Genomic DNA, 22,123 nt, shown 5'->3' with positions numbered 1-22,123 from the left:
GAGGACCCTTGAGAAAGACCATGGCCGTGGTGAGCACGGCCGTCGCGCTCTCCGCATCCACGCTGATCGCCGCGCCCACCGCGCGGGCGGCCGAGGTGGACCTCCGGTCGTTCGCGTGGAGCGCCGAGAAGGACGGCAGGATCCATGTGCTCTACGAGCACTGGGACCGCGGCTCGCTTCCGTCCGAGGTCACCGTCCGGGTGCGCGCCAAGGGCGGTGACGCGGTGCTCGCCACGCTCGGCCTCAGGGACGCCGGGCGGTGCACCACCGCGTACGACTGCGAGGAGCAGCAGTTCTGGACCGACCCGGTCGAGCTGCCCGCGATGGGTGTGTACACCGTGGACCTCGTGGTCAGGGCCGGTACGGCGGGCGAACTCGTCGACCGTGACAACGGTGAGCTCACCTACGGCCTCGCCCCGAAGCTGACCGCCACCGCCGACCGCGGGTCGGTGTCGTACGACCACCGCGTCGCCACGGTGAACGGCACGCTCGTCGCACAGGACCCGAACACAGGCGAGGTCAAGCCGTTCGCGGGGGCCGGGGTCCTGTCGCGGCGCACGTCCCAGGACTTCGTGACGACGACCGTCGACGCGGCGGGACGCTTCTCCATCCCCTTCGGCTTCAGCGGCTACGAGAGTGACACGCTCCTGAGGGTCTGGTTCCAGGAGAACGACGTGTCGTTCCCGGTGACGGTCCGCAGACAGCCCCTCAAGCTGACGGTGGACACCCCCGCCCGCTCGGTCACGGCCCCGTACGGCAGCGACGTCCCCGCGCGCGGCACGGTGACCCGTACGGCCGACGACGGCACCCGGAAGCCGGCGGGCGGCGTCGGTGTCCTGGTGGACGGCAAGCCCCTCGCGAGCACCAAGGCCGACGGCACCTTCTCCGGCGCCTTCCCCGCCACGAGGAACGGTGCCACGCGCCTCGCTCTCGGCCAGGAGCCGTGGTTCGGGACGGCCGCCCCGTACGACGTCCAGGTCAGGACGGCCGCCACGAGCACGTTCTCGGCGGTCGAGGCCGGGGTGGACAAGTACCGGAAGGTCACCTTCGGCGGGAAACTGAACGTCACCTCGGGCTCGTACCCCGCCGGGACGACGGGGCAGGTCTCCATCGATCACTCCACGGACGGCCAGAACTGGTCGAGCGCGGGCCGGTTCACGGCCACGTACGGAACCGCGTTCCAGCAGACGGCACCGCTGAAAGGCACGGCCGGCAGCTACTGGCGCCTGCGCCACCTGGCGGCCCCGGGCGTGGAGAGCCGCGTGCACAAGCTCGGCCGCACGTACACCGAGATCCGGAGCGACGACGTCACCCCCGAGGGCGTCCGCAAGGGCACGAAGCTGACGGCCAAGGGCAAGCTGACGCAGAAGTCCGGCTCCACGTGGAAGGCGTACGCGGGCCAGAAGGTCCGCGTCTACTTCAAGCCCGCCACGCGCGGTGCGGCCTGGAAGGAACTGGGCAGCGCCAAGACCCTCACCAACGGCACGTTCAGCAAGCAGTTCACGGCGCAGCAGGACGGGACTTGGCAGATGCGCTACGTCGACACGGTGAAGACGCACTACGCGTCGAGCGGGCGCGAGGACTACGTCGACGTCCGCTAGGTCCTCTCGTTCGGAGTCCGGGTTCAGGACCCCTTGCACGGCCCCGGCCCCGGCACGAGACCGGGGCGGGGGCGCGCGCGGGACGGGAACGGTCCGACCCGGGAAAACCGCTACGGCAGGTTGCGGGCCATGACGATGCGCTGGACCTGGTTCGTGCCCTCGTAGATCTGGGTGATCTCCGCTCACTCAAAGGCCACCGCCTTCACGACCAGCTCAAATAGGGGCCGATTCTGGGATATGGCCTGGTCAATCACGCCTCCATGGGGCCGTAGAGCGCAACCTAGACCACTCTCCCTACACTCCCCCTACGCCCTCCCCGTTCATGATCATCGCCCAGAAACCTCCCAGAAATCCAGCCCTCAGTACGACCTGAGAGCAGAGCGCCGCCCCTCCCGGGGGCGGGAGGGGCGGCGCAGCACCAGGGCGTCAGCGAGGGGGGCCACCCTTGCTCACCCTGGTGCGTTCGGGGCCGGAGGAGTGGGCAGAGCCACCACCCCCCAGATATCGAACACACAATCGATTCCTGTACGTTACATGCGTTCCGATCGCTCGACCAGTGCCTGCTTGCGCTACGCCATGCGATACCAAGATCAAAAAAAGCTGAATGCATTCAGCAGACTTACGATGACCCAGGTCAGAGCGTTTGTCGAGTGCGCGAACTGCCAGATGATGACTCATGGACCATCGAACGACGCCGGGCCATAGGGGCTCGCGTACGGGCCGCGCGCACCGCGCAGAACCTCACCCAGGAGCGGTTGCACCTCGCCTGCCGGATCGACCGGGTGACTCTCCAGCGGATCGAGGCCGGCGAGGACGCTCTGATCACGACCTTGCTCCGTATCGCCTGGGTGCTCGACATGCCACTCGCTGACCTCGTCCGCGAGACAGAGCCCCGGCCGGCGACGACGGGGGACGTGGACCGGCCGGGGCGGTAGGTGGGGCGAGTGTTGCCGTGGCAGCGGACCGGCTGGCCCGCTTCAGCGGGCTACCACTCGGCCCCACAGTCCAGGCAGCGGTGCTTACCATTGGGCAGGGAGATCGTGGATTTGTGGCCGTTGGCGCAATCGTCCTGTAACGGTTTGGTGGCCTCGGGCTCTCGCATGATCGACTCCAATCACATGTATTCGTCGGGTTCCCCGCCGTGTTGGTCCTGAGGCCATGCGATGCGGCAGTCCAGACAGGTAAGGCGCCACTGCACCTCGCCCGAGCCAGGATGCAGCGCTCGGGAAAGAATCACCGCGGTTCCTTTGCACTTGATGCACTGAACCGGCTTCTGCGAGGGGCGGTAGGCGTCGGGCCAGGTCTGATCGCTCATGGTCCTCAGTCTGTCAGCGGGTTAGACCCGACCCGGCCGAAGCGGCGTAATAGCGTCTCGGCCGGGTCGGGGGCTCAGTTGGGGATGCTGGTGCGGTAGATGGGCCCGGCCGCAAGGGTGGGACGGCCGGGCCCGGCCCGTACGCCAGGGAGCACCCCGACGGCGCACGGGAGTCAGGGGCGAGGGCGCGCGAGGTCGACGCCCCAGCCGCCCGGCTCGCCGCAGCCACAGAGGCAGGGAGTGCCCTCGGTGAGGTCTGCGTCCACGATCGGCGGGCCGTGCCACATCAGGGTGATGCCGTGCTCGTCGCAGCGCGCGGCCTGGTCGTCCTCGTGCGGGAAGTTGTGGCCGCCTCCGGGGCACCGGGTCACCGGACGTCCTGCGCGGCGGCGAGGATGTCGGCCTGGTCGTCGTCGCCAAACGTTGTCGCCGTGTAGCCGCCCGCCGCCGCGATCCGGTGCTGATAGGTGGCGCGGTCGCCGTGTCGGGTGAGGCGGTCCCAGTGGTGCACGAGGCAGATCAGGGTGCGGTCCGGGGTCAGCTCGGAGACCTCGCGCATGAACGCGGCCAGTTCGGTGAACTTCGGCCGGTGTGCGTCGCTGAGGGCGTCGTCTCCGAGGTCGACCCAGCGGCCGGCGATCTCCCAGGCCCGACTTGCGGCCCAGTTCTGGCAACCCTCTAAGCGGAGGTCGAGGATGCCTCGGGCGCGCAGGCTGGGGTGGCGGTCGTAGATGAAGACGAGCGGTGTCTCGGGCATAGGGGCCCCTCAGTCCTTGGCAGTCTGTGATCTGCACCACTGACGGTAGGGACTGAGGGGTGACACAAGGGCTACAGAATGTAGCCCTTTGCGGTCAGACGACTCCCAGGCGGATCCCGAACTCCGCGAGCTGACCGCGCTTCTGAGTGCGGATCATGGTGCCGACGGTCTCCCTGACACCGGAGTGCATCCGTGTCGCCTGCGGTGCCAGGCGCTCGGCTTCGAGGAACGCCCCGAGTGCTTCCTCCCGCTGGCCGTTGTAGAAGTGGGCACGGCCCACGTCGATGAAGTGGTGCGACCTCCGCTCAGGCGAGTACTCCGCAGGGAGCTTCACCTTCTCCGCACGCTCTACGGCAAGCCGCCCCCGACCCATCTCGACTGGGAGAGATACACCCCAGATGGCGAAGTTGGTGGGACCGAACTGGAGCTGGAAGTCGTTGCGGTCCTCACCGAGCCGGTCCGCGGTCTTACCTGCGCGCTTCCAGTGCTGCTCTGCCGCCTTCCCGTCGGCGGCACGGGCGTAGTTGAGCGAGGCCTTCAACTCGAACGCGCCGAGCAGGGACACTGCTTCAGGACCGGGGCTCTTGACGGCTGCCAGATCGGAGAGCGCCGAGTCGATGATGGCGCCGGCCTCGTCGTGCTCACCGATGGACAGGAACTCTCCAGCGTCGTACCAGTGGGCCGCCAGCATGCGCAGCGGGTCCCCGGTCTCCTGGGCCGACCAGACCACGCGCTCCGTGGCCAGAGTCGCGTCGCTGACATGCCCGAGCTTGTAGAGGTACTGCATGGCGCACTCGTACGCCGACGTGAGCAACGCAAAGGCCGTCCGCCGCTCGTCTCCCTCACAGATCTCGGCGGCCACCTGGAGGTCCCGGAGCAGCGCCGGAAGGTTCTGGCTGGACTTCGAGAAGGCTGCGGAGGCGCGCTGGCTGTTGGCCTCGGCTGTGCGGCGGCGCAGGCCCTGGAGGTCGACTTCCAGGGCCTCCTGTTCGGTGGGACGTGCAGGCCGGCCGTGTCGGAGGATCGCGCGCCGCACTGCCGCTACCCCGGCGACCGCGTCCTGGCCCTCCTGGTCGCTCTGTGGCGGGACGACGGGGCCGCCGGTGATTTCGGTGGGGTGGCAGTCGAGTGCCCTGCACAGAGGAAGGATGACCGCGGGCCTGTCGAGTGCCCTTCGGCCTTGCTCAAAGGCTTTCACGGAGGAGAGGGAGTATCCGGTCTCGGTGGCGAGGCGTTGTTGTGTCCAGCGGCGGCGCATCCGGAGGCGCGCGAGGCGCTGCCCGTTGTTGTCTGCGGTCCCGTGGGCATCGCTGTAGTGGGGCATACTGGCTCCATTCCTAGCGTCCACTGGGAAATGTACCCCCGTCAGACGGCCGGGTTACATGGAAGGGCCTTGCGGAACTGTGACCGCAAGGCCCTCTCCGTTTCCCGGACATGACAAAGCGCCCCACCCTCCCGGAGGAGGGCGGGGCGCGGTCATGCCCAGGGGCTGAGGTCCAGCTCGGGCGGAGGCTCCGGGACCGGATCACCCTCAGGGGCGACCCGGCGGCCCCACTTCACCAGGGCCACCAGGTAGTACGTCTGGATCCGGCGCTGCTCGCGCTCCACCCGCAGCTCGCGATCGAGCCTTTCCGTGATCGTGGTGAAGTCGCTCCGCCTGTTGGTGGCCCTGCTCTGGGTCCAGCCGAGGACGCCGACGACCAGGCCGACGACGGCCGCGGCTACTCCTGCGATGTCCACGCGCGCGCCTTTCTCAGATGCGCGGGCAGTGGATCGTCCATGCCCGCGGCCAGCACCACAGCCAGCGCGATCGCCACCCAGATGCACGCCGACCCCGACGCGGTTGGGGTCCGGGGGATGGCGATGGTGAACGCCGCCGCCCACAGTCCGGCGAGCGCGGCGAGTGCCGCGTACCCGGCGGACTGGAGGCGCGGGCAGCGGACCGCCGCGCCGGCCACCATTGCGACGGCCCCGGCCGCCACCCACAGCCAGCCGAGCGCGGTCATCGGCACCCAGCGGGTGATGTCGGCGAGGAGCTGGGTTGTGCCCTGGCGGGGGTTGGCGAGGATGCCGAGCACTCCGTAGCCGAGCCAACCCGCGCCGAGGGTCACGAGGATGGCGCGGCGGCGACTGACGGTCCGTGCCGCCGCCCGCATCAGATGCTCGTGGGGCCGCGCGGGGTAGCCGCGGTTGCGACGGTCTCGGTGATGCCCGGCCCGGTGGTGCCGCCGCTGGCGACGATGGCGGTCAGCAGTGCGGCGACGGCGGCCAGGCCGCCGACGGAGAGCGCGGTGCCCCAGTCGACGTCGACCAGGCCGAGGCCGTCGCCGCCCAGGAGCGCGAGGACGGCCTGGGCGAACGTGCGGATCATCCGCTCGAACGTGGCGGTCCAGAACGCGGAAGTGGTCATGGTGAATCCCTTCGTCTGTGCGGGTCAGGACTTGGTCTTGAGGAGCGCGAGGACTTCGGCCAGCGTCTTCTCCAGCCGGTCGACCTTGAGCTGGAGCGCGGTGGTGTCGCGCTCGATGTGGGCGAGGTAGTAGCCGGCGCCGTGGTTCACTCGGGCGCCCTTGCCGTCGACTTCGGTGAGGGAGCCGATGGTGAGCAGGTTGGAGTGGAGGGCAGTGACCTTGCTGTCGGTGGTGGCCACGGGTGTCTCCTTCGGCGGGGCCGGGTTGGTGGGCTTCGAGCTGCCGCGTGACCAGGACGCGGGGTGCTTGAGCCTGGTAGCGATCCGGTCGCGCATGCCGGGCATCCCGACCCCTCGGGGATCGACCTTGTCGCTCGACCACTCCGCATGCCCGACCACGCTCTTCGCCCCCCACCCGTGCGCCCGGCACAGCGCGGCCGAGGCTCGCTCGATCGCGTCGAGCTGGGCCGGTGGCCACGGGTCCTTCCCGTCGCCGAGGTTGACGCACTCGAAGCCGTAGAAGCGGGCGTTGCCGTCCTCGCCGCCGGTGTTGCCCTGGGTGGGCTTGGGCGGCCGGTCGCCGTAGTCCTCGGCGATCACGCGCGCGAGGACCTTCGGGTCGCCGCCCCCGGCGTGGTTCGTCCGGCCGTGGCCGACGAGGTGGACGACACCGGTCTTGTCGATGACGCCGTGGCACAGCGGCCCCGGCAGGGCGGCGTATCCGTCGCGGCAGATTCGTACGGACGCGTCGGTGCCGGAGGTGACGGTGTGGTGGATCATCACGCCGTTGGCCGGGCCCCAGGGGCCCTTGTGATTGCGGTTGTGCGTAGGCCAGTCGCCGACCTCTTTGACCTTCACGCCCTCGGCGCGTAGGGCCGCGAGGAACGCAGCGGCGGACAGGGGTTTGGCCATGATCAGTCCTCTGGGGTCCAGTTGGGGCCGCGCAGCGCGGCGGGGATCGCAGCCGGATTGGTCGCGGAGGTTTCAGTGAGGAGCCCGAGCTGCTCGGCCAGGAGGGGCTGGTGCAGGTGGTACGCCTCCGTGGTGGTGCACCAGAGGTGGTCGTGGTCGACCGGGGTGGGATCGACGGACATTTGTCAGCCCTCTTCCTGTTCGGCCGGTTCGGTGAGGGGGGTGACGGCGTGGGCGACGGCGGTGGCCGCTGCGATCCACGCGGCCTGGACGCTGGCACCGAGGTCGTCCCAGGCGGGGATCGGCCGGCCGTCGTGGGTACGGCCGCCGGTGCTTTCGCTGTACGCGGCGGCGGCGAGCTGGCCGAGCTGGAGCGGGGTGGGGTCGATGCCGAGGACGTCGGACATGGGTGCCTCCCAGGGTGAGGGCGTGCAAGGAGCCCCGGCCGGGTCGGCTCGGGGCTCGGGTGTGGGTCAGACGATTGCTGTGACGCCGGTGTAGTCCCCGGACGGTCCGATGTCTTCCACGTGGATGTAGGCCGGGTTGGACGGGGAGGCGCCGAGGTTCACGGTGCCGCTGGTGACCTGGACGGTGAGTCCGTAGGTCCCTACGAGGGTGGTGGTGATGTCCGACCCCGTCGTGTTGGAGGAGATCCCGGAGAAGACGAAGGCGACCGTGCCGTTCGCGGGCAGGTAGAGGCGGAAGCCGTTGACGAACGTCATGCCCGTCACAGTGCCCTTCCGCACGGCCATGGTGCCCTGCTGGCCGGCGGTCGATGAGGCCATGGCGCCCTTGTACGTGACGCGGTAGGCACGGCCCGAGCGGAAGGTCACGGGGGTCGTTGTCATCCCGATCACTTCCGCCGCGGTGGTGGTGGCCGTGTTCGCGGTGATCGCCGAGTAGTTCACCGTGTTCTGTGTCTCGTCACGGAGCCGCTGGGCGGTGATGCGCTGTCCTGCGAGCCAGGCCATCGGGTCCTCCTACAGTGCGGTAATGGTCGGGACGGCCAGGCGCGCGTCGGTGCCGGCCGCGTGAGGCTTGGTGATGCCGTTGGCCGACCGAACGATGGTCGCGAGCTGCGGGGTGACGACCTCGAAGTTGTCGAACCTCATTGCGAGGTTGACGTTGGTCATGCCCGCGAACGCGGACGCGGTGATGCCGATGGTGCCGACCGGGATCGTGTTGGTGATGACGGTCTCGGTGTGGTGCCAGAGGCCGATGGGCTCCACCGTGCCCACGGGCCACACCCGCATCTGCATGGTGTGGCCGGCCAGCCGTACCCGCAGCTCGAACTCGTCTCCGGCGGCGTAGCTGTAGGGCAGGGCGGGGCTGGCGCCGATCTGGGTGGTGTCGCGGGTGACGGACACGAACATCGTGCCGCCGGTGCCGAAGTGGATCCGCGCTCGGTAGAAGTTGCTGGTGTCGAAGCAGCGCAGGAGTACCCCGGGCACGATCGATGCGCCGGTGGCGACCGCGGACACGGACATCCGTACGCGGACCTCGCAGTCGGTGACGGCGGCGTCTACGAGTTGCTGGTATCGGATGGAGCTGATGTTCGCGGGCAGGGTGATGACGCCTCTGCCGCTGGTGACCGACCGGTCCGAGGCGAGTCCGCCGGCCTGCGTCCACGCCTGGCCGGAGGTGGCGGTGCCCCACGAGTTGGCGACGGTGCGGGTGAACTGGTCGAGCCGGTTGGTGAGGGCGGTGACCCGGGCCACCTCCCCGCCGAACCGCAGGTCGAACGGGAACTCGCCGGGGTAGCCGGAGCTGTCGGCCCACAGGGGGCTGGCCGTCAGGTCCGTGTGGAGTTCCAGGCCGGTCTCGGTGCTGGTGACCGCGGCGGCGAGGACTGTGCCGCTGGTGTCCGCGCGGCCCTGGACGGGGTCATCGACCACGCCGACGGTCCAGGGGCCGCCCGGTACGGCGTTCATCGTGAGGTCCCACGTGGTCTGGTCGAGGACCTCGGTGTACCCGTAGACGAGGAACTCGATGTCGCCGGGCGGCAGCCACACGGGCGTGCGCCGGATGACGCCTTTGTCGCCGATCCGCAGGGCGAGCACGCTCGGGATCAGATGGGTGGCGGTGTGGAGCTGGACGTGGACGGCCGGGTAGCGGGGCTCGTCGGCGGTTCCCAGGTGCGCGCGCCACCCGGCGATCTGCTCGGTTTGCGCGTCGGACGCGAGGGACAGGGTGACCGACTCGTCCACGATGCCGATGCCGCCCTGCTCCGGGGGGAGCACGGACATCGGCCCGGTCTCGATGACCACCCGCCCCGAGCTGCCACGGTCGCGTTGGACGGTGACGTCGTTGCGTACCCGCTGGTCGTCCTCCACCGGCTTGAGCGGCGGGGCGACTTCGCCGGTGGCGAGGTAGTCGAGGGTCAGGGCCGGGGCCTGGTTGTAGAGGCTGGCCCGGTCGCGGTAGACGAGGGCCAGGGCGTCGCGCTGCTCGTGCAGGATCCCGCCGTCGGTCTCTGCGGCGGCCTGGAGCATCTCCGTCAGGGCGCCGGGCAGTTGCGGCCCGAGGCGTTCGGTGTCGGCTCCGGCGTCACCGTAGTAGCTGAGGGCGAGCCGGGCCTCTTCGTCGGCCAGGCGCAGGATACGGGTGCGGACTGTCTCCCCCGCGAACCCGTCGTCGGCCCCCGAGTAGATGGTGGAGCCGGGGTTGCTGCCGGTGCCCGGGGTCGCGCACACAGACAGGTGCCCCAGCGCCATCCCCTCGGTTGCCGCACCCCACGTGCCGGAGATGCCGGTCACCGTGCCCATCGTCGCGGTGAACGAGGTGGTGACGAAGATCCAGCTATTCGCCCCGACGTCGCGCCAGGCCAGCGCCAGCGTGGTCGTCGTCCCGGAGATGCTCGTGAAGAGTTGGAGCCTGTTCCACTTCCCCCAGAACGCGGCGATGGCGAAGGGGATCGTGTTGATGTTCCAGTTGACGAGGTTGTCGTCCGCGTCGCGGGCTTCCAGGCGGATTCCCGCACCGGACGCGTACACGACGGCGGTGCGCATGACGCTCCCGGTGACGGCCACGCGGAGGATCTCCGTCTGAAAGGACGGCAGTACGGGCAGGTTGTAGACCATCTCCACCTGCCACCCGGCGGTGGTGCTGCGCGGCACCGCCGCGGACAGTGCTGCGGGGTTTTGCAGCTTGGGCAGGGCGGAGGATCCGGCGAGGCTGTCGTTGGCGGCCCAGTCCACCCCTGACAGTGCCGCGGGCCGGACGCCGGGGACGGGGCTGTACGCCTGGACGCTGGAGGCGCCGTCCTCCATGGGCCAGTACGCCAGCAGGGACGGTGCACTCGGGACCCGGCGCCGCAGCGTGCTGTCGAGGGGCTTGTTGCCCTGTCCGAGGCGCCGCAGGATCCCCGAGGCTTCCACGCTGGTCCACACGTCCTCGCCGCTGACATCCCACTCCGTCGGCCACGCGGACACCTCACCCACGAACCGGTACGCCCGGTCATCAACGACGGCCGGCGCGTTCACGGACCAGGTGCGACCGGGGGTGTCGGTGAAGGTGACGGTTCCCGCTGTCCTGGCCCGGAAGTCGGGCGCCGCAACGACCGTGCCGCCGATGCCGGAACGGACCTCCGCGCGGTGTATCCGGCCGGCGGCGGGCGTCCAGTTGGGGACGATCGTCGTGGACGTCGGCGCGATCAGCAGCGGCACCCCGGGTGCGGCGTACAGCGAGCCGATGACCACAGATCCCGTGATCGGCGTACCGATGGGCGTCCACGGGCCGGACAGGGTCGGTGCCCAGTACGCCCAGGCCGTCCAGGTGGTGCCGTTGTCGATGTCGACAGCGACACGGAGGGCCGCGCACTCCGGCAGCGCTGGCAGAAGCCAGGCGGCGAAGTAGCTCAGAGCGCCGTCCGGTGACATCCGGATGCGGATCAGCCCGTTCTCCAGTTGCAGCATCCACGCCCTGGCCGCGTTCGCCGAGTCCCATTTGCCGATCAGGTTCTGGGGGCGGGTGGCGTACCAGTCGACCGTCGCTTCCACCCTCACGTCCAGGTCGCCCGTGATGCCGAGCGCGGCGACGTGCGGGGTGGACGCGGTCGCTGCGGGGGTTCCGTCCAGCGCGAGGTAGGACTCGGGCCCCGGGACGGACACCCGCAGCGGGGTGTTGCGGCCGATGAGCCCGTAGTACGGCGACATGGGGTTCTTCGGGGAGAACCTGCCTTGCCGGTTGTTGAGGGTGACCTCGCAGCGGCCAGGGTCAACGACCGTGCCCTCGTTCGCCAGGCCCTGGGTGATGGTGATGGGCTCGCGGGTGTAGACGTACGGGCTGATGTCTGTCCAACGGCCGGCGAGCTGGAGTTCGGTCCGGACGTCCAGCGGGTCGGTGGGGAATGCGATCACTTCTGTCCGATCACGAGTTGGACGTTGCCGCCGCGGTCGCGTACGGCCTTGCGGAGCAGCTCTACGAGGAAGTCGTCCACGCGCGATCCGCCGGAGCGGATCTCCAGGACGGTCCGCCCGCCGCTGCTGCTGGCGGGAAGGGGCGCCGGGGCGACTGTGCGCCCGGGGCCTGCGGCGGCGGGCGGGGGCGCCTGGACCATGGCGGTCATGGCCCGGTCCAGCACGCCCTGGGTGTCGGCCATCCCCGCGGCCACGCCGAGCGGCACGAAGCGGCCCACCTGGTCGGCCATCAGCCGCGAGGGGCTGCGAATACCGAGGGCCTTTTTGATCGAGGACGCCATGGACTTGGCGATCGTCGCCATCTGCTTGTCGATGGCCTTCTGCTGGGACTGGAGTCCCTTGACGATGCCCTGCGCGGCCTGGATCCCCGCCCCGTACATCGCGTTTCCGGCGGTGGCGCCGGCGGCGCCGGCCGCGCTGACGAGGCTGGCCTGGGTGGCGTTGATCTGCCGGATCTGCGCGGTGCTCGCGGTGGCGAGGGCGTTGGCAGCGCCGATGCCCTGCTCGACTCCAGCCGTCGCGGTCTGTCCGATCAGGTCGCTTCTTACTCCCTTCTTGCGGAGGGTCGCGAGCTGGGTGGCGAACTGGCGGGCCTGGTTGGTCTTCTGGGTGAGCTGGGCCAGGATGCTGGACGCGGTGGTGGCGCCGTCGGTGCCCTGGGTGATGGCCGCGCCGTCGAGTACGCCCTTTCGGACGTCGGCGGCGAGCTTGTCGCGGGCGGCGATCTGGTCCTTCAGGGACTTCGTGGCGGTCTTCAGCCGGGCGGCCAGCGCCGCCTCCTTGTTGGCGAGCGTGACGAGCTGGCTGGTGCCCTTGCTGATCTTGCCGAGCGCCGCCGTACGGGCCTTGCCGGGGCGCATCGAGTCGCGCACGATGTCCGCGAGCTTCGTGGCCGCTGCTTTGACCTGCTTCGTACTGCCGGTGAGACCGGCCACCAGGCCCCGCGCGACCCATCTGCCTTGAGCTGTCGTGACCTTGCTCGGCGAGGCGATCCCCAGGGCTTTCGCGATCGGCCCCGGGATCATGCTGCGAGCCCAGCTCATCAGCTTGCTGCGGATCCAGCCGCCCATGCTGACGATCCCGGACCACAGACCCTGGACCACGGCGCGGCCCTTGCTGACGAGGAGACTGCCGAGGTTGCCGAGCGCGCCAGCGAGACGGCCGGGCAGGCCCCGCATCCACGCCACCACCGCGCTCGCCTTGGCGACCGCACCCGCCCTGAACCGATCCCACGCCGCGAGCGCCCGAGTGACCGCACCGGAGACCGAGGTGACGATGGACGCCGCCACCGACTTGATCTTCCCCCACACCCAGGACCAGGCCGCGCTCGTCGCTGCCTTGATCCTGGCCCAGTTGGCGATGATCAGGACGGCCAGGCCGATCACCGCGGCGATCGCCCAGCCGATCGGACCCATAGCGATCAGCCACTGTGCGGCCATCACCGCAGCCCACGCGACCGCGCGCGCGGCCATCATCACGAACTGGCCGGCGGCCGTCACGCCCGCGCGGATCACCGCGGCGATCCACGTGCCGATACTGACGAGGGCGGAGCCCACCCAGGCCGCGCCCGTGGTCGCCGCAGACAGGACGGCCGCACCGGCGATCCGGGCGTAGGCCATCAGGCCCATCGCCGTCATCCGTACCCAGTTCCCGATGACGGTCCACGTCGATGACGAGATGACGGCGTGGGCCGCGCTCACCACGGAGCTGATGGTGGAGTACGTGAACATCGCGACGCGGGCGGCCAGGACAACGGCGGCCAGGGCGGTGAAACCGAGGACGACCGGCAGAACAACGTCCTTGTTCTGCGACACGAAGGAGATCAGGGAACCGGCGATCTGCCCGACTTCCACCAGCACCTTCCGCTTGAACGACTCCAGTTGCTTCGCGGAGGTGCCGCCCATGGAGGCCATGAGCCGGTCCATGGCCCCCTCAGCCTTGCCCATCCCGGCCGCCGCCGCGGCGGACGCCGGATCCATCGCGTACAGGGCGTCGCCCATGACGTTCGCCGGGTCCCCGAACAGTGCGGCGGCGGCGTTGAGCTTGACGGTCTCGTCCTTGGTGCCGCGCAGCGCGTCCAGGGTCATCTGCAACGCCTGCTCCGCGCTGCTGCCCCCGGCGCCGATCTTCTTGGCCATGTCGTCGGCGGACAGGCCGATGGACTTGTACGCCTCTTCGACCGGAGGGCCGCCTGCGAGGGCGCGCTCGCCGAACTGGCCGATCGCGTCCGAGACCTGGTCGGCGTCGCGGGCACCGTTTTGCAGGGCCTGGTTGATCAGGCCGATGGACGTCTCGCCGTCCAGGCCCACGCGGCGCCACTGGGTGGAGTACTCGTTGAGAGATTCGAGGAGGTCGCCGGACTTGTCGGCGGCCGTGCCCAGGCCGGTGGCGATGATGTCCAGGGCCTCGTCGGTGTTCTCGGCCAGACCGGTACGGACCATCTGGCCGGCCGCCGCGGTGGCCATGGTGAGGTCCTGGTCGTAGGTCTGGGCCAGGGCGAGGACCTTGGAGGTGACGCCCTCCAGCCCGCCCTCGGCCGCGCTGGTGTCCCCGATGTTCTGGTACACGCCCTTGACGGCGAGGTTGACCTGATCGATGGACTCGCCCCAGGCGTCCGCGTAGACGGAGGCTGCGGCGTCGGCGGCCTGCGCCGCTTCGGCCGGGCCGAGGCCGAGCTGCGCGGTCAGCTTGGCGTTCGCGGACTCCATGTTGAGGCCCTCCACCACGGAGGCCCCCAGGACGGCGGCGAAGCCGACCCCGATCCCGGCCGCCGCGGTGTTGAACTTCTCGCCCATGCGCGACACGGTTGCGGACGCGCGGTCCCGCGCCACGAGGTTGAAGACCAGGGAGGTGTCAGCCATAGGGCACCTCCCTCAGGTCAGCTCTTCAGTTTTTCCGCGGCCTCTTCGTTGGCCTTCTGGTACTCGTCCAGCCAGTCCAGAAGCGCGTCCGTCTCTTCGACGGTCATCAGCTTCCACTCCCAGGGGCGGATCCCCAGGAGGCGGGCGGCATTGCCGAGCTGCCTCAGTCGGCGATCGGCAGCTCGGCTTTTCCCTCTTCGGCCACGTCATCGAACGCCGTCTCCATCTGCTGGTCGATGGCGGTGAGCGCGGCGGCGAGCTGGTCGCCGTGGGTGTTCTCCAGGATGTTCTTACGGATCTGCTCCAGCTCCTGGCGGGAGTACTCCAGCTTCAGCTCGTCCCACGCGAAGTCGACGTCCTCGAAGCGCGTCTTGGGGTGGTCGCGGCGCAGGAAGGTGAACAGCAGCGCGCGGCGGCACAACGAGTTGCCCTGGACGACGGCGGTCGTGAAGTCGGAGAAGTTCTTGCCGGTGCGGCGCTCGATGTCCTCCCGCTCCACACTCATCAACTTCTTGGGCTGGTAGCGCCAGCGGGTCGGCTCGTCCTGGCCCTCGGGCTGGTAGATCAGAAACATGGTGGGGATTCCTTACTGGGATCGGTCGGCGAGCCGCCGGGCCATGTCCTCCATGGCCTCATGCACGGCGGCACGGTAGGCCGCCGTGTCGTTGACGAAGCTGTCGTCGAACCAGCCCCGTTTGCCCTGCTGGGTACGCCACGGCTGGTGGCCGTAGGTGAGGGTGCGCCAGCCGCCGGAACGGCGGTTCAATCTCTTGGGCGCGTTGGGGAAGCGGCGCAGGGCCGGCGTCTTGAACGCTTTGACGCGGGCGCCGGTCCACCGGCCGCCGAGCTTGACCTCGGGGCGGATCTTCTTGGCGATTCCGGCGCGCAGGCCGGGCCCGGTGCCGGTGCCGGCCGAGGGCATCGCCATGATGCTGCTTTTCGCCTGCGCCGCCCCGGGGCGCAGCGCGTCGCGCATGTTCTTCGCGAGGTCTTTGCGCAGGGCCTTGCCGTCGGCTTCCCGGCGGATCGCGCGGACCAGCGCATCGAGCCCTTCGTGGGTGACCTGGAGGTCGAACGGCGGCCCGCCGGCCATCAGGCGACGGCGCGGGTCACCGCGCCCGAGGTCGGGTAGCCGACCGATACGGACGCCTCGTCACCGACCCCGCCCTCGATGGGGTTCCACCCGTTGATCAGGATGTTCCCCGACCACTGGGGGTTGGACGGGCCCGCCACGGCGTTGTCCAGGCGGACCACGAAGGGGACGACCGTGCCCAGCAGCGGCCACATGATCGCGTCGATCTTCGTGGCGGCCACGTCCTGGAGGAACTCCAGGCTGAGTTCACCGGACTTGAGGCCGCCGAGGACTTCCTTCCAGCCGAGGGAGGCGTAGGTCGTGACGTCTTTGTCCTCCACCTCCACCGTCAGCTCCGCCTTGCGCGCGTAGCTGGAGAGGTCTGTGCCGCCGACCGAGACGAACGCGGCCAGCAGAACCATCTTGGCCATGAGTGATCACCTGATTCCCAGGGAGAGAGCGAACATGAACGAGGGCGCCGTGCCCGAGACCGTCCAGGCGGCGCGCCAGTAGGTGTCGGTGACGGCCGTACCGTCACCGCGCAGGATTTGGCCGCCCGGCGTGGTGGCCGCGTCGAACGCGCCGCGGGTGATGGGGGTGGCGAATCCCGCGGCGTCGTCGGACTCGATCCGTACGGTGATCGACGGTGTCGTGCCGGCCACCGACAGCACGTGCAGCGCGGCGTACAGCCGCTTGCCCGCGGGCACGGCGCCGAGCTGGAGGGCGGTGCCGATGCCGGTCGCGGTGCGGGCCAGGCCCGGCGGGTGCCCGATCTGCCCGCGCACCAGCGGCCAACTGGACTTGATGGTGCCGGACCAGGGGGCGACCTCGCCGACCGCGTCACCGACCGTGTAGTCCGTACGCAGCCCGTTGGTGAAGTACGCCAGCGCGCCCACCGTCGAGTCGGTCGGGCAGACCGTGTACGGACCGAGCCCGCCGAACGTGGACCAGGAGGCGTTGTCGACCATCGACGGGTCGCCGGCCTCCCACTGTCCCTCGCCCGAGATCTCCGCCGAGCCCAGCCCGCCGATCACCTCCTTCCAGCCGTTCGACCGGTAGTTGGTGGTGTCCTTGTCCTCGATCTCACTTGTGAGTTCGATCTTGTTGGAGGCGCCGGACAGGTCCGCGCCGGGCGCGAACAGACGGGCGTCGAGCAGTGTGAACTTCCCCATCACGCCCCCTGTCCGATGACCTTGACGACGAGTTCGGCGCCGACGTAGGAGGTGGCCTGGTGCTCGTACCAGCGGTAGCCCTGGATGCGCATCACGTGCAGATCGTCGGCCGCGCCGCCGAGCGCGTACTCGCCCGGGGCGCCGCGTGCTGTCTCCAGGGCCTGTTTGAGGGAGGCGGGGCCGGAGCCGGAGAGCATCGCGTCCAGGAGCCGCTGGGTGGCCTGGTCGTCGGCCAGGCCGACCAGCACCCGGCATGTGAACTGGGCGATGTCCAAGCCTCGGCCGTACGCCTTGTCGAAGTCGACGTCGTACTCGCCGACGAAGAAGTGCGGCTCGCTGACGGCGTCGGGGGTGTAGCCGGTGCAGGTGAGCTTGGCCCGGGTGGTGGGCAGCACGACCGTACGGGCCGCGTCCGCGAGCGCATCGCGAACGGCGGAGATCTGCATGAGGGTTCCCTTCTATCCGAAGCCGGGCAGCACGTACTGCTCGATGAGGTTCCAGACGTCCGGGTCGCGGCGGGAGAGCCGTACGACGCCCCACTCGGCGGAACCGGTGACGCCCTCGGGGCTGTCGCGGCGGCGCACGAGCCGGTTGGCCTGGATGAGGGTGGCCTGCTGAATGTCGTCCGGCACGGCCGGCCACCCGAACTGTGCGGTGACCCGTACCCGTGCGGTGCCGCCGGGCCAGCAGCCGCCCACCAGGAGCAGCCCGGTGACGGCCCGGCCGTCCGCGTGGGCGTTCTCCGGGACGGTCTCCACCGTCCCGGTCACCTCGGTCCACGCCTGACCGGAGCCGGTCTCCACCACCAAGTCCTCGATCGAGCCGAGGTCATCGATCAGCAGGACCTCGCCGTCAGCCTCGCGGACCGTCCGCCGGTGCGTGCGGTACGTGCGGGCCACCGGCGTCTCGTCCAGCCAGAACCGCCGGCCGCACGTCGTGTCGATCGAGCGGGACGCGGCGGTCAGCGCCCGCTGGACGTCGCTGCGACGCGGGTCGTCGTCCTCCAGCTTGAGCTGGGAGAGCACCGCGTCCAGGTCGACGTAGTCGTGCGCCGCCACCCCCTACTCCTTGGCCTTGGCCCGGCGGCGCGCGGCCGGCTTCGTCTCGGGGGCGGGCGCCTGTTCGCCGTCCTCCTGGCCGTCGTCCTGCTCGGCGCCGCGGTCCTGCGGTGCGGCGGTCTCGGCGGTCTGCCGGCCGGGGTCCGCCGGGGTGCGGCCCTCAGGCGCCACGCTGCCGCTGTCCGTCTCGTCGGGATCGTGGCCGAGGAGGCGGAGCTGCTCGTCCACCTGGGCGACGCGCTCGCTCTTGCCCTGGCTCCGGTAGGCGGCGCGCTCACGGCGGAGCGCGGCCACCATCGTCTCGTTGCGGGTGCTCATCGGCACGCCCCTTTCAGAAGACCGTCAGGTCGGCGGTGTTAGTGACGTTGGTGTTGGCCGAGTACGTCAGCCGCAGGACGCGCCACGGCTGGCCGGGCCGCAGGATCCTGCGGACGGTGCCGGCCGTGGTGAGGGTGAGGGGCTCCACCGTCGGCGTCTCGGGGGTCGCCGGGTCGGCGTAGGAGACCGGCCACCAGCCGGTCCCGTCCGCGCTGCCCTCGATGGCGTAGGTACAGGTCGGCGTCGCGCCGACCGTGGTGGTGAGCGTGAGGAGCGCGGGGCGCTCGGTCGCCGCGCCCCGGTCGACGCTGTGGGTGGAGACGCCGTTGCCCGCCTGCGCGGCGGACAGGCGGGCGGAGTTCGGCAGCCGCTCGCCGCCGTACGCCTGGATGATCGCCATGTCTTCCCCTTTCCGGGGCTGGCCCGAGGCGAGGGGCGGCGGGTGCTTCCCCACCAGGAGCACCGGCCGGGCCCCTCGCCGCGGGGGATCAGAACGCCGGGGTGGCCAGGCCCGTGCCGCCGACCTTCTGCATGCCGTTGGCGTACCGGCCGAAGGTGTAGGCGTAGTACTTGTAGGCGACCAGCAGCACTCCGAGGGACGCGGCCTTGGCCTGCTCGGCGCGGATGAACAGCGGGCTGTCGCCGTCCTCCCACAGGTGGCACTCGTCCCGGGGCACCACGTACAGCTCGTCCTCGTTCGTGCCCGCGCCGAGGTTCGTCGGCACGTTGTTGTCCACGACGACCTCCAGCCCGCAGGGCAGGACACCGCGCGGCCCCGAGGCGTAGGAGGAATTCGAGTTCGCGGTGCCGGCCGCCTGGACCGGGACGCCCGACCAGTTGATCATCGGCCAGACGGCCGCCATCTGGGACGACAGCCAGTACCAGCGGCGCGAGGACATCACCGCGTGCGACGGCCGGCCCATCGCCAGCAGCGCCGCCTCCACCCCGGCCGCCGCCCCGAGGATCTTCGGGTACAGCTCCGCGCCGGTCGGCGTGGCGTCGGTGTAGCTGGTCGCCTGCGCGACCGCGGACAGCCCGGTCGTCGCCTCGTTGATCAGGGTGGAGTCCAGTACGGTCGCGACCCGGTTGAACAGGTCCTGCATCGTGACGTCCTCGATGCCGGTGCCCCGGTCGATGGCCTGCCGAGAGACGGTCTGCTGCCCGGCGGCCGTCTTGATCGGCACCGTGAGCAGCGTGTCGTCCATGTCCTGCTCGGCCACGCTCCCGTTCTCCACCGTCTGGTTGGCGGCACTGCTGGAGGTGGTGATCCGGGAGATGTTCACCGACATGCCGGTCTCGGGCAGCGTGTGCTGGTTGCACACGTCCGCGAACGGCCGCAGGTTCGCCGTCGCCGGGGCGTACATGTCGGTCAGGTACTGCGGGACCGTCAGCCCCGAGAACGCGGACGTGCCGGTCGCGCGCTGGAGCTGATCGGCGCGCTCCACCCGCTCCTCGGCCATGTGGCGGGACAGGCGGTGCGCGGCCTCAACGTCCTGGTAGAGGAACTGCCGGGAGATGTCCATCAGGAAGCTCTTGCCGTGCGGGTCCTGGTCCTTGCGGTAGGTCCGCTCCTCGTTGCCGACCCGGGCGACCTGGTCGTACGCGCGCCGCTTGGCCTGCGTCGGCTCGGTCTTCTTGGACTGGGCCTGCCGCTCCATCTCCTCCGTCTTGATCTTGTTGGCGTTGGCGAGCTTGCCCTCGATGCCGGTGATGTCGGAGCCGGACTGGTCGCGCGCGGCGAACAGCTCGGCGACCCGCTCGTCCTCCTCGGCGGACAGCGAGGAACGGCCGTCCTGCTGGGCCTTGTCCAGGATGAGCTGGATCTCGGCTCCGCACTTCTTGCGCCGCTTGTGCGCGGCCTCCAGCTCGACCTCGATCGAGGCGATCAGGTCGTCAATGGTTCCAGGCATGGTGATGCCCCTTCGGTAGATCCGGTGGTGTGGTGCGGCGTGACCGGCGGCCGGGCGTCTGCCGGCCGGGCCCGGTCCCGTCTCCGGGCGATCTGCCGGAGGGCGAGCCGTGGGTGAGCGGTGCGCGGCGTGCGCGCGGTCAGTCCTCTTCGGACGCGAGCGTGGCGAGCAACTGCGTGCGCACCATGGAGATCGAGCGGCCCTCGGCGCGCGCCGTCGCGGGCGCGATTACCGGAGCCGGGGGAACAGCGGGGGCAGGGGTGCGGGCGCCGGTGAGGTCCGTGCGCTCGGACAGGCGGGCCAGTGCCTCGCGCGCGACGATCGGCGGCAGCGTGGCGATCGACGCCAGGAACTCCCCCGACCGGGAGGAGACCGAGGTGTGCGGGTTGGCGCCGTAGGTCACGGGGCCGACGTCGCCGCGGTCCAGGTCGAAGGAGTTGATGCGGTACTCGGTGTAGTCCGGGGACCACTGGCCCGAGGTGATGCGGAACATGAACGACTGCTCCCGCACGTCCTGGTCCTCGATCGCCTGGACCAGCAGCGCGACGTCCGCGCGCTTCGGGTTCAGCCACGCCCGCTGGCCCAGCCCCGCGTCATCGGACCAGAGTTGCAACCGGCTGTTGCGGGTGGAGGCCATCGGCGTCCCGGCGTGGTTGAAGCGGAACACCACCTCCGGGTCGGCGGCCAGCGTCGCGTCGGCCGCACCGTGGCTGACGATCTCGGTGTAGGGGCCGTAGAAGTCCCACATCTCGTAGCCCTGCTCGAACGCCGACGCGTAGCCCTCGACCTGGTACCACTCCATGTCTTCGCGCATCACCTTCTTCGCGCGGAGCTGGGAGGAGAAGCGGAGGTCGGGGGACTCGGGCCGGTCGCGGGGCAGGGCGGTTGCGGCGGTGCCGGTGGCGCCTGCGGCGGCGGACCGCGCGGCGGCGGCCTGCGCGCGCAGGGCGGTCATCGTGGTCATGGGGTCACTCCTCCTGCGGGGGTGGCGGGCTGCGGAACGGGCGTGGCGCCCTTGCCGAAGAGCCGGTCGAACTCGGCCAGTTGCTCCTGGGTGAACGGCTCGCGGTCCTCCAGCGCGCGGGCCTCGGACGGGGCGAGCTGCCGGGACTCGATCTGCGTACGGAGCATCGCGGCGCGCGCCTGCGGGTCCATCCGCAGCAGGGCATTCGTGTTCAGCTTCACGAACCGCGGCCGGGAGGTGAGCCGGGACAGAGCGTTCTCGCGGCGGATGATCGCCGGACCCAGATGCATGATCAGCAGTTGGAGGTTCCGCTGCGTCATGTTGGCGTAGGTGATCGAACTGCCCGCCACGGCTGCGTCGATCAGGTCGCCGGGGACGTCGAAGAACCGGGCGATGTCGCTGGTGCCGTACTGTTTCGCGGCGATCCAGTCGGCGCCCGCGTTCTCGGCCTGGATCATCTTGTAGTCCCAGTCCTGCCCGGTGACGAACACGTCGCCGTTCGACGTCGCCGCCTTGAACCGGCGCTTGATCTCCTCCGACGCGTCGGGGTCGATCGTCTTCGCCGTGTTCTTCAGATGCGCGGAGGGCACGGCGCCGTTGCCGAACCAGTCCAGGGCGAACTGCTGGATCGACAGGTACTCGCCGATCGACCAGGCCGCGAACGCCACCGGCGACAGGCCGACGTGCAGACCGGACATCGTGTACTGCCGCTCATGCCAGACGAGTTCCGGGTCGTACGTCTCGGAGCCGATCAGGTACTTCGCGATCACACCCTTGCGTACGCGGACGGTCACGTCGGACACCGGCACCAACTCGATGGCGGCAGGGAAGCCCAGGCCGTCGCGCGCGGTGATGATCCCGAAGCAGTTGCCCGACCGGTCCAGGTCGAACTGGGAGGAGTACAGCCACTCCGGCAGGTCGACCGCGGCGCCGCCCGGGTTCGTCAGCACCGGGGGTTTGGGGACCTCCACCTGGATCCCGCCCACCCGCCGGTAGAGGTCCACCGGCATCGTGGACACCAGGTTCGCGCGCAGGCGCAGGCACGCCCACACCGCGCTGTTGCGCAGCGCGGTGTCGGGGGTGACGACCGTGCCGCCGGTCCGCTGGACCGGCCGCGCGGGGAACGCCTGGTCCGCGCTCTGCCCCGACCGCCGGGAGAACAGGCTCATCCCTCACCCCCCGTACGGCCGGCCTTGTCCTGGCGGGCGGCGAGCGCCGAGCCCGCCAGGACCACCGCGCCCGCGACGGCCAGGCCCGCCCAGCCGATCAGCGGCCACACACCCGCGCCCGCGCCCGCGGCGATGAGCACCAGGCCGAGCGTGTCCAGCCACGTCGTCATCCGCTCGCGCATCCAC

General features: G+C 70.3%; 27 protein-coding genes. 2 read left to right on the top strand and 25 right to left on the bottom strand.

Annotation, left to right across the window (positions count from 1 at the left end):
• Nucleotides 1-8: 8 nt before the first annotated feature.
• Entirely contained in the window at nucleotides 9-1,601 is a 1,593-nt protein-coding gene (locus ACIBJC_RS15385) for a hypothetical protein (protein WP_399292261.1), read from the top strand.
• 650 nt (nucleotides 1,602-2,251) lie between these two features.
• Entirely contained in the window at nucleotides 2,252-2,536 is a 285-nt protein-coding gene (locus ACIBJC_RS15380; RefSeq protein WP_399292259.1) for a helix-turn-helix domain-containing protein, read from the top strand.
• Between the two features lie 179 nt (nucleotides 2,537-2,715).
• Here ACIBJC_RS15380 and ACIBJC_RS15375 read toward each other — a convergent pair whose 3' ends face one another.
• From ACIBJC_RS15375 to ACIBJC_RS15255, 25 genes are all read right to left on the bottom strand, one after another.
• Complete coding sequence (locus tag ACIBJC_RS15375) at nucleotides 2,716-2,916, bottom strand: hypothetical protein (RefSeq protein WP_399292257.1); 201 nt, start codon at nucleotides 2,914-2,916, stop codon at nucleotides 2,716-2,718.
• A 173-nt stretch (nucleotides 2,917-3,089) separates the two neighbouring features.
• Nucleotides 3,090-3,287, bottom strand: a complete 198-nt coding sequence (locus ACIBJC_RS15370) for a hypothetical protein (protein WP_399292255.1) — start codon at nucleotides 3,285-3,287, stop codon at nucleotides 3,090-3,092.
• Entirely contained in the window at nucleotides 3,284-3,673 is a 390-nt protein-coding gene (locus ACIBJC_RS15365) for a hypothetical protein (protein WP_399292253.1), read from the bottom strand. The genes ACIBJC_RS15370 and ACIBJC_RS15365 overlap by 4 nt, the downstream gene beginning before the upstream one ends.
• Nucleotides 3,674-3,767: 94 nt before the next feature.
• Nucleotides 3,768-4,997 (bottom strand): helix-turn-helix domain-containing protein, encoded by a 1,230-nt coding sequence (locus ACIBJC_RS15360; RefSeq protein ID WP_399292251.1) that lies wholly within the window; start codon nucleotides 4,995-4,997, stop codon nucleotides 3,768-3,770.
• A gap of 152 nt (nucleotides 4,998-5,149) precedes the next feature.
• Nucleotides 5,150-5,413 (bottom strand): hypothetical protein, encoded by a 264-nt coding sequence (locus ACIBJC_RS15355; protein ID WP_399292249.1) that lies wholly within the window; start codon nucleotides 5,411-5,413, stop codon nucleotides 5,150-5,152.
• Nucleotides 5,395-5,829, bottom strand: coding sequence for a hypothetical protein (locus tag ACIBJC_RS15350; protein ID WP_399292247.1), 435 nt, complete (start codon nucleotides 5,827-5,829; stop codon nucleotides 5,395-5,397). Before ACIBJC_RS15350 ends, ACIBJC_RS15355 begins: the two co-directional genes overlap by 19 nt.
• Entirely contained in the window at nucleotides 5,829-6,083 is a 255-nt protein-coding gene (locus tag ACIBJC_RS15345) for a holin (protein WP_399292245.1), read from the bottom strand. Before ACIBJC_RS15345 ends, ACIBJC_RS15350 begins: the two co-directional genes overlap by 1 nt.
• A 24-nt stretch (nucleotides 6,084-6,107) precedes the next feature.
• Nucleotides 6,108-6,995 (bottom strand): N-acetylmuramoyl-L-alanine amidase, encoded by an 888-nt coding sequence (locus ACIBJC_RS15340; protein ID WP_399292243.1) that lies wholly within the window; start codon nucleotides 6,993-6,995, stop codon nucleotides 6,108-6,110.
• 2 nt (nucleotides 6,996-6,997) lie between these two features.
• Nucleotides 6,998-7,177: a hypothetical protein gene (locus ACIBJC_RS15335; RefSeq protein ID WP_399292241.1), complete on the bottom strand. Its 180-nt coding sequence runs from the start codon at nucleotides 7,175-7,177 to the stop codon at nucleotides 6,998-7,000.
• Between the two features lie 3 nt (nucleotides 7,178-7,180).
• The gene (locus tag ACIBJC_RS15330; RefSeq protein WP_399292239.1) at nucleotides 7,181-7,402 is read right to left on the bottom strand and encodes a hypothetical protein; all 222 of its coding nucleotides are present in this window, start codon (nucleotides 7,400-7,402) and stop codon (nucleotides 7,181-7,183) included.
• Nucleotides 7,403-7,468: 66 nt separating this feature from the next.
• A complete protein-coding gene (locus tag ACIBJC_RS15325) occupies nucleotides 7,469-7,966 on the bottom strand; it encodes a hypothetical protein (protein ID WP_399292237.1) in 498 nt (165 codons plus the stop codon).
• 9 nt (nucleotides 7,967-7,975) lie between these two features.
• Nucleotides 7,976-11,353 (bottom strand): hypothetical protein, encoded by a 3,378-nt coding sequence (locus tag ACIBJC_RS15320; protein WP_399292235.1) that lies wholly within the window; start codon nucleotides 11,351-11,353, stop codon nucleotides 7,976-7,978.
• Nucleotides 11,350-14,274: a phage tail tape measure protein gene (locus ACIBJC_RS15315; protein WP_399292233.1), complete on the bottom strand. Its 2,925-nt coding sequence runs from the start codon at nucleotides 14,272-14,274 to the stop codon at nucleotides 11,350-11,352. Before ACIBJC_RS15315 ends, ACIBJC_RS15320 begins: the two co-directional genes overlap by 4 nt.
• A gap of 163 nt (nucleotides 14,275-14,437) precedes the next feature.
• A complete protein-coding gene (locus ACIBJC_RS15310) occupies nucleotides 14,438-14,848 on the bottom strand; it encodes a hypothetical protein (RefSeq protein WP_399292232.1) in 411 nt (136 codons plus the stop codon).
• Nucleotides 14,849-14,860: 12 nt separating this feature from the next.
• Complete coding sequence (locus tag ACIBJC_RS15305; RefSeq protein WP_399292230.1) at nucleotides 14,861-15,367, bottom strand: hypothetical protein; 507 nt, start codon at nucleotides 15,365-15,367, stop codon at nucleotides 14,861-14,863.
• Nucleotides 15,367-15,777: a hypothetical protein gene (locus ACIBJC_RS15300; RefSeq protein WP_399292229.1), complete on the bottom strand. Its 411-nt coding sequence runs from the start codon at nucleotides 15,775-15,777 to the stop codon at nucleotides 15,367-15,369. Before ACIBJC_RS15300 ends, ACIBJC_RS15305 begins: the two co-directional genes overlap by 1 nt.
• A 6-nt stretch (nucleotides 15,778-15,783) precedes the next feature.
• On the bottom strand, nucleotides 15,784-16,518 hold the full coding sequence (locus ACIBJC_RS15295; RefSeq protein WP_399292227.1) for a hypothetical protein: 735 nt from the start codon (nucleotides 16,516-16,518) through the stop codon (nucleotides 15,784-15,786).
• Entirely contained in the window at nucleotides 16,518-16,964 is a 447-nt protein-coding gene (locus tag ACIBJC_RS15290) for a hypothetical protein (RefSeq protein WP_399292225.1), read from the bottom strand. Before ACIBJC_RS15290 ends, ACIBJC_RS15295 begins: the two co-directional genes overlap by 1 nt.
• A 12-nt stretch (nucleotides 16,965-16,976) precedes the next feature.
• A complete protein-coding gene (locus ACIBJC_RS15285; RefSeq protein ID WP_399292224.1) occupies nucleotides 16,977-17,576 on the bottom strand; it encodes a phage gp6-like head-tail connector protein in 600 nt (199 codons plus the stop codon).
• A 3-nt stretch (nucleotides 17,577-17,579) separates the two neighbouring features.
• Nucleotides 17,580-17,894, bottom strand: a complete 315-nt coding sequence (locus tag ACIBJC_RS15280; protein WP_399292223.1) for a hypothetical protein — start codon at nucleotides 17,892-17,894, stop codon at nucleotides 17,580-17,582.
• A gap of 13 nt (nucleotides 17,895-17,907) precedes the next feature.
• Entirely contained in the window at nucleotides 17,908-18,294 is a 387-nt protein-coding gene (locus tag ACIBJC_RS15275; protein ID WP_399292221.1) for a hypothetical protein, read from the bottom strand.
• A gap of 88 nt (nucleotides 18,295-18,382) precedes the next feature.
• A complete protein-coding gene (locus ACIBJC_RS15270; RefSeq protein WP_399292219.1) occupies nucleotides 18,383-19,804 on the bottom strand; it encodes a hypothetical protein in 1,422 nt (473 codons plus the stop codon).
• 139 nt (nucleotides 19,805-19,943) lie between these two features.
• Nucleotides 19,944-20,768 carry an HK97 family phage prohead protease gene (locus ACIBJC_RS15265; RefSeq protein ID WP_399292217.1) on the bottom strand — a complete coding sequence of 275 codons (825 nt, stop codon included), beginning with the start codon at nucleotides 20,766-20,768 and terminating at the stop codon, nucleotides 19,944-19,946.
• Nucleotides 20,765-21,937, bottom strand: coding sequence for a phage portal protein (locus ACIBJC_RS15260; RefSeq protein ID WP_399292216.1), 1,173 nt, complete (start codon nucleotides 21,935-21,937; stop codon nucleotides 20,765-20,767). The genes ACIBJC_RS15265 and ACIBJC_RS15260 overlap by 4 nt, the downstream gene beginning before the upstream one ends.
• Nucleotides 21,934-22,119, bottom strand: coding sequence for a hypothetical protein (locus ACIBJC_RS15255; protein ID WP_399292214.1), 186 nt, complete (start codon nucleotides 22,117-22,119; stop codon nucleotides 21,934-21,936). Before ACIBJC_RS15255 ends, ACIBJC_RS15260 begins: the two co-directional genes overlap by 4 nt.
• Nucleotides 22,120-22,123 lie beyond the last annotated feature (4 nt).

The organism is Streptomyces sp. NPDC050509 (assembly GCF_044457965.1).
Classification (GTDB): Bacteria; Actinomycetota; Actinomycetes; order Streptomycetales; family Streptomycetaceae; genus Streptomyces.
The sequence above is the reverse complement of the archived record's forward strand: the minus strand, read 5'-3'. Positions and strand labels throughout refer to the sequence as shown.